We start from the raw sequence: 11,923 nt of genomic DNA on the forward strand, positions 1-11,923 counted from the left end.
CCTGATCGTTCAATGTGTGCGTCGTCTTTTTTGAAAGCCAGAGACCGGTAAACGGCTGCGACCCCGCCGGCGCTCTTGGCTCTCACTGTGTCTCCTTAATAGGAAATCTCGATTGGTTCATCCCCCTTGCCGAACCGGGGCATCACGCCGAGCATCGGCGCAGAGCGCCTGACAATCGCCCCAACCGTCGGCGCGGCGTTCAAGCCTGCCGTCGCACCGATACCCTGTCGCTCAGGTTTTGGTTCATCGATGACCACCAGAACCACATATCTCGGATCATCCATCGGAAAGGCTGACAGGAAGGAATTGCGGCGTTTGTTGTTGACGTAACGCCCGTTTTCAATCTTTTCCGCAGTGCCAGTCTTACCGCCGACCGTGTAGCCCGGCACGTCCGCACGACGCCCGGATCCGGACAGCACATTCAACCGGAACAGGTACCGCATCATACGGCTTACGTCCGGCGATATAACTTGTTTTCCAACAGCTTGCGCTTCGTCTTCGGAGCGCGGCATGAAGGTTGGCGGCAGAAGCGTCCCGCCGTTGACGACTGCAGCGGCGGCAACAGCCGTCTGCATCGGTGTCACGGACAATCCGTGCCCGAACGAGATGGTCATGGCGGCAAGTTCATTCCATTTCGGCGGCAGCAGCGGTGCCGCATTTTCCGGCAGCTCGGTCTTCAGCCGGTTGGTCAGATGCAGCCTTTCCAGGAACTCCTTCTGACGGGCAACACCTGTTGCCAACATCATTTTTGCCGTACCGATATTGGAAGAATAGATGAAGATTTCGGGGACGGACAAAATGCGGTTTTTCCCGTGGAAATCCGTGATCGTCCGCCCTGCAGCGCGAATCGGCCGGGTCGCATCGAAGCTGTCGTTTATGGAGACCGAACCGGAATCCAGTGCCATTGCGGTGGTGAAGGCCTTGAACACCGACCCCATCTCGAAGACGCCGCCGGTTGCCCGGTTCAAACGGTCACGCTCCAGAGCCTGAGACCTGTCATTGGGATCGTAGTCCGGCAAAGAAGACATGGCGACAACCTCACCGGTCTTCGCATCCAGAACGATCCCCGCCGCGGCAATCGCCCGGTAACGCTCCATCGCCTTGACCAACTCATCGCGCACGACGTGCTGAACGCGAAGGTCGACTGACAGCCTGACCGGCTCCATCGATCTCCCTGAGGCAAAGCCGAGTGATTGCAGGTCTCCAAGCCATTCGTCGTCGATGTACTTTTCGATGCCGGCAAGACCCTGATTGTCGACATTCACCGAGCCGACAATGTGACCGGCCGTTGGGCCACCGGGATAAAACCGCTGGTTTTCCGAAAGAAAGCCTATACCGGGAAGTCCGAGATTGTGGATCTGGTCGGCCTTCTGGGGCGTCATTTCACGCTTCAGCCAGACAAATCCCGCGCCGCTTTCCAAACGTCGCCTTACCAGCTTCTCGTCCAGTTCCGGCAAAACGCGGATCAATCCCTCGACCGCCTCGTCAACGTCCAGAATACGGCGCGGCTCAGCGTAGAGCGAGGCGGTCTTGATATCGGTCGCCAGGATTTCACCGTTACGGTCGATCAAATCGGGACGGGAAGCGGAAACAGAATCCTGAGCGGAAATCCAGGCACGCGACGGCGCTTCTTCCATCTGCGCCAGAAGCACCAGACGACCGCCAATCGCCGCATAGACGCATGCAAAAGCCAACATGGCCACATAGACGCGTGACTTCACGGCACTTGAGGATATCGATCCACGCACAACGCGGGGATTGGTGCGCTTTACCTGTAGAAAACTTGCCGGCTCGCTTACAATGGTCATTCGTCAGCCCCTCACCGGATTGAAGCCGATGAGCCGGCATAGCCGCCCATCTGGTTGGAGCCACCAATCGGCTCGAGCATAACAGGACGCGCCGGGAGATCCTTCGGGGCCACGATCTGCTTTACGTCCAGCGCTTCGAGCTGCAGATAATCGTTGTAGCGTTCGACGAGACCCTGAAGCCGGTCCGGCTTGTTCAGAAGGCTCCATTCCGCCTTGAGATGCCGGATCGCGTTTCTCTCCTCGTCGATCTGACGTTGCAAATCGGCAACCTTTTCTGCCGACTTTGTTGCAGCCAGTTTCATGTCGTAAACGGTCGCCGCACCGATCACGACTGCGAGAATGAACAAGATGTTCAGCGTTCGCACCATCTTCAGCCCCCCAACCCATGAAACTCTGCAAGGCGGGGTACGCCTGCAGCATGGATATCCAATTCGCGAACCGGCGCTTGCGTGCGCCGCCCTGCCCTCAGCTTTGCCGACCGCGCACGCGGATTTGCTCCTGTTTCGTGCGCCGTTGCTTCAACTGCCTTGCGTGTCAGCAATTCAAATGTTGCCGGCGGCACCTCTTCTTCGGGCATATGCCGGGATCCGCCGCCCCTTGTCCGCGTTCTGTCCTGAAAGAACCTCTTCACGATGCGGTCTTCCAGAGAATGAAAGCTGACGAGAACGAGACGACCACCGGGTCTCAAAATCCGCTCAGCGGCTCCCAAAGCCTTTGCCGCCTGATGCAATTCACCATTCACGTAGATCCTGAGCGCCTGAAATGTTCGGGTCGCCGGATGGATCTGCGCTTTTTTCGGAGAACGGCCAAGCACCCTTTCAATCAGCTCCGCAAGTTCCAGCGTGCGTGAAAACGGTTTTTCCTTGCGCGCCTTGTCGATTGCATGCGCGACAGATGTTGCGCGCTTCTCCTCGCCAAGGAGCCCGATAATTCTGATCAGATCGCGGACCGGCAGGTCGTTGACGACATCTGCCGCTGACGGTCCCGCCTGCTCCATGCGCATGTCGAGGGGCCCGTCTCGAAGAAAGGAAAAGCCTCGTTCGGCTTCGTCGAGCTGCATGGAGGAAACGCCGAGATCGAGGACAACACCGTCGACTTCTTCAAAGCCCAGCGCGCGCGCATGCTGCTCCAGATCGGCGAACTGCCCTGAAGCCAACATCAGGCTCCCTCCAGCATCCTCGACGATCGACTGCCCCGCGGCGATGGCATCGGGATCGCGATCGATGCCGATGACCCGAGCGCCGAGCGCAAGAATGGCGCGGGAATAGCCGCCGGCACCAAAAGTGCCGTCAATGATGACATTGTCTGCTTTCGGATCCAGCCACTCAAGAACCTCACTGAGGAGAACCGGCACGTGACGCTCGGGTCCGCCTGCGGCAGAAGCTGCATCCCTGTCGCCAAGCGCCGTCATGCCGGCTCTCCTTGTGAAGGTGCGGGGGCATTCCCCGACAGCATCGCAAGCGCACGCCTTTGGGCCTCAGCACGGTACTCACGAAACTTTTCCGGCTCCCAGATCTGAAACTTGTAGTTCATGCCGACAAAGGTCACCTGGTCGCTGATGCCGGTATGATCGCGGATCATGTCGGAAATGGTCATACGGCCATCTCCGTCGATTTTCGGGTTCTCGCTCGCGCCAAACAGGGCGACGGCAAGCGCATCATGATCCGGCGACAGCTTTGCAAATGCTTCTGAACGTTTGTTGATCTCGGCCAGCAACTCATTGCCGCCAGCGTCAACGGCATCGCAATGCGCGGAAGTGATGCAGTAAAGACCCTCAAAGCCGTCTCTCGCCAAGACCGACCGAAAGGGTGCCGGGATCGACACGCGACCCTTGGCATCGAGCCGGTTGGTAAAATGAGAAACAAAGCCGGACATCAATCCCCTTCAGACGGGCGCCCTCCCGTCGAAATCCCCAAAACACCCTTAAGAAGAAACGGCCAATGCGCGGCCAAGGACATGCAATTTGCAATTTTCGGCTCAAACCGAGCCGCGAATTCGATGTCCCAGACCCGGCTAAAATGGGTCCGCACTCCCCTTTCTGGGTATCTATGGGATACCATGGGAAAACATGGGCAGTCAATGGAATCTCATGGATTCCAGCTCGATTTGATCGCTCACGACCCCGTCGGTCGAGGTTAGTCGGAACATGCTTAATGAAGCCTTGACAGAATGAGAGAATCGGATTCGCAGGAATACGGAGGTTTTGGCTGCGAGGCATCCGCAACCCGGCAAATACTGCCTAACCACTTGGTCTTTCAAATGACCTGTGGAGAACAAAAAACGCCGCGCTGAGGCGCGGCGGTCTTCGTTTGAAATCAGTTCGTATCGCTCAGATGAGCTGATCGGCAGCGCCCAGACTTTCCAGTTGTTCAGTGACGCCACCGGCTTCGGAAATGACCGAATTCCAGTTTGCAGCAGTCAGATTAGCGATCGAGAGATCTTCTGCCTGGATGCCCTCAAGCACATATGTGTGACCGCCATTGTTGTTCACCGAGATCTTCAGGTCGTTGCCGACTTCCTCAATCGCGACATCGGATGCCGACAAGCTGCTGAAATTGATGACATCCTCAGCCGGATTGAAGGCTTTTACGGCAAATTGCCGACCCCAATCCCAGGTCACGAGCAACGTATCTGCGCCCTGCGCGAAGACGATTTCCTCGCCAGCAGGAACCGGATCACTTGGCGCATCCGGCTCGTCGGGTATCTCAGGCCCAACCGGATCAGATACCGCGCCAACCCCTTCCCTCGTCTGATGCCCGTCCGTCGTCTCCCCTGGAGGCGCATCGGGTGTCAGCAAGTCAGACCGTGAAACCAGCGTTACATCGTTCTGGTCAAACCCAAACGGTGCCTCGAGATTGTCTTCCATGACCTGATCGTGGTGAAACTCAACATTGCCCGGGACAAGGTCTGCTTTCGCGACACCGCTAAACACAAAACTCTGCCCGCTCGGAAGAGAACTGATCACCATACCTTCAGGTGTATCTTCGACGCTCAACCGTTCCCGCGTTCCGAAATAAAGAAAGCTGATTTTCTGCGTTGCCGGATCAAACCCGTCAATCACTTCAGAGACACCGTACTCATGCGACCTGAGATAGACCGTATCTGCATCTCTTGGGCCGACATTGGTCACCCAGGACAAGATGCCGCCGATATCCTGCCGCAGGTGTTCGTTGCCGACGATGCCGAAGTTTTCCATCGACAATTCGGCAAGATGGACGCCCTGCAGAATTTGCATGTCGGGACCCCACGGATTGTCGATCACCGGCTCGCCATTCGGCGTCATCGTCAGGATGAGCCCATGAACCGATGCATTGCCGAAGTCGATCTCATCTGCAGCCGGGTTGAAACCGACAATGTCGTCCGCACCGAAATCAGCCGCCCATTTGACCCCGCCCTGGTCGCTCACACCGGTCGGCACCGGTGGATTGGACCCGTCCGTGTCATAGACAACACTGAAGCCGCCAGTGTCCGGAGTGACTACCGATTGCCCCAGCAGACTGGCAACTTCGTTGAGCGCAGACTCTTCGGCAACCATGAAATTGTTCATCGTCAGATCTGACGCATCAACACCCACAAGCAACGTCTCGCTCGCGATCTCTCCGGTAGGTGTCAGCACGCGGATGGTCAATCCGTCCGCGGTATCCGCGATCGTTTCCGGATAGTCGGCAAATTCCAGCCGCTCGGCAATCACACCGGCTTCAAGATGGATCATGTCAGTCGCCGGATCGAAGTCGTCAATCACACGTGATGGACTGTTCGGCATGATCATGATCATTTGAGGCTGATCCGGTGTTCCCGGAACGTCAGGGTCGACGGGATCGACCGGATCCACGGGCCCCGACGGTAAGGTTCCAACCTGGCTCAGGATTTCCTGACCGGTCACTTCGCTCATGATCGTGAAGTTCGACGGCGCCAGGTCGCTCAAAGACAAGCCGGCAAGCGTGAGCGTCTGATTGTTGGCGGCCATTGTGAAGACGACGTTGCCGCCATCTTCAGATACATCGATTGCATCCGGGCTAAACCAGTCGATGAAGATCGTGTCGCTCGCGGGATCAAAATCGGTGACAGCCCGGTCTGTCCCCCATGCCCACGTGACGACAATGGTTGCCGTGGCGGCTGTGACGCCGGCAGTTCCGTTCCAGTTGCCCGGTGCTGCCGGAAGAACCGGCGTATCGGGCACATCGGGAGTGTCCGGTGTGTCTGGTGTGTCTGGTGTGTCTGGTGTGTCCGGCTCATCAGGCGCGTCAGGCGTATCCGGCTCATCAGGCACGTCCGGTTCGCCGGGGGTATCAGGCGTTCCTGGTCCATCACTGAAAAGCGCCAATATCTCTTCTGCCGCCGACGCGTCGAGGATCGTAAAGTTCGCCACGCTGAGGTCGCTCAGCTGAATACCGCCCAGCGTTGTTGTCTGGTTGTTCGCCGGAACCGAGAAGACAACCCCCGCGGCTGTCTCGGAGACTTCGAGATCCGCGGCACCAATCCAGTCAATGAAGATCGTGTCTGTGGCGGGATCAAACCCGTTTACCACGTCATCCTGCCCCCACGTCCAGGTGATCACGACATCGGCGTCAGATTCAGTGACACCGGCGCCGCCAGTGCCGCCATCTGAACCCGGGTCGCCTGTCACCGGCGTTCCTCCAGACGTGCCGAGACCCTCGTCGCCGGTCAGCCGTTCCTCGTAAAATGCGATCATCTGCTCGATCGAAGGCGAGGAAAACCCGCCGAATTGATCAATGTACTGCAGGATCGACGTACCGTATTCGTCCGTGCTGACAGCTCCGCCTTGCAGCAGGGACGCAGTGCCCCACGCGCCACGCAAATGCGCGGCAGCAAGTATTCCGGTCAGTGTCAGTTCAACCGTGACTGTCTCGCCGTTTTGGGTGTAGCTCGCTGTCTGGCCGATGAAATCGCTCAGTGACTGCCCACTGTTACCGAGCTGGTTCTCCAGAACCTGCAAATTGTAGCCAAACGCTTCCTGGATCGCGACGTTCTGAGCGTCTTTCGTGGTGAAATCTTCCAGCGAATTCACACCGTTCTTGCCAGTCCAAGAGCCGTCCCAGCTGTTGGTCGATGCGCCGTTGCCGTAAAAGACGTCATCATCGTAATAACCAAGATCAATCAACAACGCCTCGCCGAACTGAAAACCGACAAACCCGAGCGAGTTCATCGAGCGGTAAGCCATTGCCTCCCACTCAGTATCGGTCAGCTGCGACCAGCTGCTGTATTGCGGAAAGTGTGTCCCGACCGCGCCGCCTGCCCATTGGTCGAGTTGCCAATCCTGAATGACGCCAGCTTCGTAGCGATCCCTGTCCCATCCGGACTCAAATGCCAGCAGCGCTGCCAAAAAGTCTTCGAAGGTCCCTTCCATATCTTTCCCACCTGTATTGATAATCCCGAATCAAGGTTAGGAAGGAACAACGATAGCAACATGGACAAAACATTAAATGTTCGTGACGATAAAAAGACCCGTTAGACACAATTTAATCATAATTAAACTCAGCTAGATTTTGCGAATACGTAAAACACTTGAGATTAAAATTTCTTCCATATTTTATTGAGAAATTCGAAGCGAGTTGTATTTTGCAGAAAGTACGCCTGTAAAAACAACTTAGTCAAACAGACCCGATCGCAAGGTTGTTCGTGGCGGCTCTCCAAAACGTGCCTTGTAGGCAAGAGAGAACCGCCCCGCATGCCGGTGTCCGGATCTTTCGGCGACTTCTGCGACCGAGAGATTGCTGCCTTCGGACAACAACAGGTGCCTTGCGAAATCCAAACGAACATCCTGCAGCTTTTCCATTGGGCTGCACCCAAGTTCCCGCTTGAACAGGATCTGCAGATTGCGGGGTGTCGTCCCGGCATACGCACAGATGTCGAGAAGACTAAGACCCTGATCAAACCGTTCGTTGATCAGGTGCAGCGCTCGTTTCAGGATCGCGGGCGCAGCCCCCGTTGGCACGTCCGCGAAAAAATGAGACACCGTGCTTGGCTGCACCTCAAGCAATGATGAGACCAGAGCCTCTTCCAAATGCCGCTGCCGCAAGTGCCTTGGCTCCGCGAAAGCTTCCCCGGTTTCGGCCGCACCAAACACGCCGCGCAGGCATTTTGTCCACGTGGCGATTGGCGCATCTTTCAAATTGAGGCCGGGTAGAAATCGAACGGTGTTGATCTCGACACCTGTCATCCGGGCAGCAATTTCGAAGATGTAGGACTTCTCGATCTGCAGCAACACCTGCTCGCATCCGGCATACCAGCGCATCTTGGTGTTCCGGTCCGGATTCAGAATCACACCCATTGATGTGGTCGACCAGACAGATCGCGTGCCGTTTCGGACCTCGGCTGCACCTGCTACCGGTATCTGGATCAGAAAGAAGTCCGACAATTCTCCGGGATCGATGGTTACATCGGCACAATAACGAATGTAGTTCAGGGAAAGTCGGTTGCCGTCGACCCTGTTTTGGCAGGCGTCGAAGCGATCCCCTGAAGACATTCGGTCCAGCCGGTGGCTGCAAAAGTTGCGTGCAACAATCTCCCGCGCTTCGTCGACGTCAGACGTTTCAAAGCACCGGAAATCACGCAACGGAGGTCTGGGCGCGGCATTGAGCATGTCAAAATCATGCCGCCAGCAGGCAATTCGTTCAAGCAAATGCGGGCGTATTCGCTACATATCGCTGCTGTAGGTCAGAATTTTTCGCAATCTGGATAAAACGATCCGGGGGGCGCCGTTTAGCATTTTCCTGCCAACACATTGCAAAATGGAGGGGAACAAAATGCAAAGCGGACCTGGCATCACACCCACGGACTCGGGCTTGGACAGCGTCAGCTGGAACGTTGTCGGGCAGACCTATACGCCCAAGGTCCATAGTGCCAATGCCTTCATCTGGCACGCCGTCGTTCCGGCCGAAACGTTTGTGCCACCGCATATCCACCCGACGCAGGACGAATGGATCGTCATGCTGGATGGAGAATTGCAGATTGAAATGGGCGGCGAGACGCATATGGCAAAGGCCGGCGACACGGTGCGCATGCCGATGGGCGAGGCGCATGGCATCTTCAACCGGTCCGGCAAGACTGCAACCTGTGTCTTTGGCGTCGCGCCGGCACGCAAGCTTTTCGACCTCTTTGGTGCCCTCAACTGAGTTACCGATCCGCAGGAGCTGGTCAGATTGTCCGCTCTGCACGAGGTCGACTTCCTCCCGCCGCCGGATCAGGCTTGAGCAGGTCCGCGAGCTATAGGAGGAAACCGAGATGACGAAACGCAAAAACGTCGCAATCATCGGCGGCGGTGTGAGCGGTCTTGCCGCGGCAAAGGCCTTCGATGAACGCGGTCACCGGGTGTTCGGCTTTGAGCGAAGTCATGATTTTGGCGGTGTTTGGGAGCTGTCCCGATCCTATCCCGGCGTACAGACACAGTCGCCGAAGGATCTATATCGGTACACCGATCTTGCCATGCCCGACGACTATCCCGAATGGCCGAAGGGACCACAGGTTCACGCTTATCTTCATGCCTATGCGAACAAGCACAAACTGGCGAGACTGTTTCAACTGAATACGAATGTCCTTGCCATGGATCGCAGAAAGGACGGTCAGCCCGGTTGGACGCTCACGCTCAAGGCCGGCGGTGCGCCACGGACTCAGGACTTTGATTTTGTCGCCGTTTGCACCGGACAGTTCTCCGACAAGAACATCCTTACGCACCCCGGGCAGGAAGTGTTCGAAACCGGAGGGGGAAAGGTCATTCACAGTTCGGAATACACAGATCCGGCAGCGGTGAATGGCAAGAACGTCGTCGTGTTGGGCGGATCGAAATCCGCGACCGACATAGCCGTCAATGCCGCTGCCAACGGGGCAAAGTCAGTCACGCTGGTTTATCGGGAACCCGTCTGGCGTGTGCCGTACTTTGTCGGTGGCATCAATTTCAAACGGCTGCTTTACATGCGCGCGCAGGAAGATCAGTTCAACGGCTGGGGACGATCGCCCCTCGGCAAAGCCCTCTTTACCGCCTTCAAGCCTCTGATCTGGGCCAACTTCCGCGGCCTCGAAACCTTGCTCAAACTTCAACTCGGCCTGAAAAAATGGGACATGGTGCCAGACGGACCGATCGAAAAAGACGCCTCCTGTTCACTCCCCATAGTCACCCCCGGCCTCTTCGAAGGCTTCAAGGACGGAACAATCAAACCTGTCAGAGGGACATTTGACCGATATGAAGAGGACCATGTCGTCCTGACAAATGGCGAGAAAGTGCCCTGCGACCTGTCGATCCTCGCGGTTGGCTGGAAACTCGGCGTTCCCTATCTCGCACAGGAATACCAGGACAAACTCATAGAGCCTGACGGTCAGTACCGCGTCTACCGGCTGGCGGTGAACCCGGATCTGCCTGACATGGGATTTGTCGGCTTCAACTCCAGTTTCTGCACGGTCCTGTCGGCGGAGATGATCGCGAACTGGCTCGTTCGATATGCCGATGGCAAGCTGGCGAACCAGCCTACCGAAACTGAGATGACCAAGAACATCGAGGAAATGCTTGAGTGGCGCCGCAATGAACGTCCCGCCGCCAAGGTTTATGGAGGCCTGTGTTCTGCTCCCTTCCATTTCCGCCATTTCGATGAGTTGCTGTCGGATATGGGGGCTGCCAAGACAAAACGGTCAAACCCGCTCGCCGAGCAGTTTTCCTATCCAAACGCTGACGCCTACGGCGCGTTTCTGGCCAGCGCACCGCAATACGCAGCGGAATGAGAAAGTAATGCCAGCCGGCCTGTAAGCCGGGTTCTGTATGGCCCGCCTATGCGGACGCGACAGCCATTCATCTGGGACACCTGTTGCCAGGGGCCTCTCGCAACCAACCCGGACAACTGGCCTGGAAACCGGCCTGGCCTGGAATTGCTTCCGGGCCGCGTTGTCCCTATTCGGTCTTGCTCCCGGTGGGGTTTACCGTGCCGCCGCTGTTGCCAGAGGCGCGGTGGGCTCTTACCCCACCCTTTCACCCTTACCCCGGCGCGCCGGGGCGGTTTGCTTTCTGTGGCACTTTCCCTGAGGTCGCCCTCGCCGGGTGTTACCCGGCACCGTGTTTCCATGGAGCCCGGACTTTCCTCCCCCGCGGCCTTTCGGCACGTGCGGCAGCGGCTGTCCGACCGACTGGCGCTAGCGGACTTAAGTGGCTTTCCACTGGAGGTCAAGCAAATGCAAAGGCAAAACAAGAACTTCTTGCTTGTATGCCAACTCTCACAGCGAACCAAGTCAAAGTGCAACTTGTTTGCTGCTTCATTTTCAAACGGGTCTGACTTCGAAGGTGGCAAGGCGTCATCTCGTGACGCGCCGTTCGGATGTTTCTGGAGCAAGTGTCCCTGAGCTTCTCATTCACGTTTGATTGAACACTCTCAAAAGCCCCGGAATTCCGGGAATTCAGAACTCGATTTAATTTTTGACTATCCAGTACAGAATACCCACATAGCGGTTGCCGGTGAACGGCGCAGTTGGCGCCTGGCGCTTAAACAGGAGATTCAAATGACCGACTTCACGCTTCATACCCAGGAAACCGCACCTGACGATAGCCGCCCGCTTCTGGACAACTCCCTGAAAGCCTTCGGCATGATCCCGAACCTCCACGCCGTTATGGCGGAGTCCCCGCAACATCTGGAAGCCTACCAGAAGCTTCACGAGCTCTTTCAGCAGACCAGCCTATCTGTTGCCGAGCAAACCGTTGTCTGGATGACGATCAACGTTGAGCACGGTTGCCACTATTGTGTCCCGGCGCATACAGCGATCGCCCATATGCAAAAGGTCAATGAAGGCGTTATCGAAAGCCTAAGAAATGCTGCGCCGCTTGAAGACGACAAACTGGAGGCTCTGCGCCAGTTTACGCTGAAAGTAGTCCGCCAGCGCGGTGTTGTTTCCGACGCGGACGTAGATGCGTTTCTTGCAGCAGGCTACACGAAACGCCAAGTCCTCGACATCGTTCTTGGCCTCGCGCAGAAAGTCATGTCAAATTATGTAAACCACCTGGCAGACACGCCGGTTGACGCGCCTTTCCAGAAGTTCGACTGGAAACCGTCAGCTGCCGCTGCAGAGTAAGCACGCCAGGCTCTGGCGACCAGGTCGCCAGAGCCTCTTGCAGATGA

At 56.9% G+C, this 11,923-nt stretch carries 8 protein-coding genes, 1 other RNA gene and 1 pseudogene; 3 read left to right on the plus strand and 7 right to left on the minus strand.

What is annotated here, in order from left to right; all coding sequences use genetic code 11:
• Positions 1 to 95 precede the first annotated feature (95 nt).
• From ABVF61_RS04995 to ABVF61_RS05020, 6 genes are all read right to left on the minus strand, one after another.
• A complete protein-coding gene (locus ABVF61_RS04995; RefSeq protein ID WP_353992418.1) occupies positions 96 to 1,808 on the minus strand; it encodes a peptidoglycan D,D-transpeptidase FtsI family protein in 1,713 nt (570 codons plus the stop codon).
• Between the two features lie 11 nt (positions 1,809 to 1,819).
• On the minus strand, positions 1,820 to 2,176 hold the full coding sequence (gene ftsL / locus ABVF61_RS05000; protein ID WP_353992419.1) for a cell division protein FtsL: 357 nt from the start codon (positions 2,174 to 2,176) through the stop codon (positions 1,820 to 1,822).
• Positions 2,177 to 2,178: 2 nt separating this feature from the next.
• Positions 2,179 to 3,219: a 16S rRNA (cytosine(1402)-N(4))-methyltransferase RsmH gene (gene rsmH / locus ABVF61_RS05005; protein WP_353992420.1), complete on the minus strand. Its 1,041-nt coding sequence runs from the start codon at positions 3,217 to 3,219 to the stop codon at positions 2,179 to 2,181.
• A complete protein-coding gene (locus tag ABVF61_RS05010) occupies positions 3,216 to 3,683 on the minus strand; it encodes a division/cell wall cluster transcriptional repressor MraZ (RefSeq protein WP_353992421.1) in 468 nt (155 codons plus the stop codon). Before ABVF61_RS05010 ends, rsmH begins: the two co-directional genes overlap by 4 nt.
• 454 nt (positions 3,684 to 4,137) lie before the next feature.
• Complete coding sequence (locus tag ABVF61_RS05015) at positions 4,138 to 7,176, minus strand: hypothetical protein (RefSeq protein WP_353992422.1); 3,039 nt, start codon at positions 7,174 to 7,176, stop codon at positions 4,138 to 4,140.
• A 240-nt stretch (positions 7,177 to 7,416) separates the two neighbouring features.
• Positions 7,417 to 8,412: an AraC-like ligand-binding domain-containing protein gene (locus ABVF61_RS05020; RefSeq protein ID WP_353992423.1), complete on the minus strand. Its 996-nt coding sequence runs from the start codon at positions 8,410 to 8,412 to the stop codon at positions 7,417 to 7,419.
• Between the two features lie 163 nt (positions 8,413 to 8,575).
• Between ABVF61_RS05020 and ABVF61_RS05025 the strand changes: the two are divergent.
• A pseudogene (locus ABVF61_RS05025) lies at positions 8,576 to 9,022 on the plus strand (cupin domain-containing protein).
• 31 nt (positions 9,023 to 9,053) lie between these two features.
• Entirely contained in the window at positions 9,054 to 10,541 is a 1,488-nt protein-coding gene (locus ABVF61_RS05030) for a flavin-containing monooxygenase (protein WP_353992424.1), read from the plus strand.
• A gap of 6 nt (positions 10,542 to 10,547) precedes the next feature.
• Here ABVF61_RS05030 and rnpB read toward each other — a convergent pair.
• An RNA gene (rnpB, locus tag ABVF61_RS05035) (RNase P RNA component class A) lies at positions 10,548 to 10,944 on the minus strand.
• A gap of 365 nt (positions 10,945 to 11,309) precedes the next feature.
• Here rnpB and ABVF61_RS05040 point away from each other — a divergent pair.
• The gene (locus tag ABVF61_RS05040; RefSeq protein ID WP_353992425.1) at positions 11,310 to 11,876 is read left to right on the plus strand and encodes a carboxymuconolactone decarboxylase family protein; all 567 of its coding nucleotides are present in this window, start codon (positions 11,310 to 11,312) and stop codon (positions 11,874 to 11,876) included.
• Positions 11,877 to 11,923: the final 47 nt, after the last annotated feature.

Origin of the sequence: Roseibium sp. HPY-6 (assembly GCF_040530035.1) — a bacterium.
Classification (GTDB): domain Bacteria; phylum Pseudomonadota; class Alphaproteobacteria; order Rhizobiales; family Stappiaceae; genus Roseibium.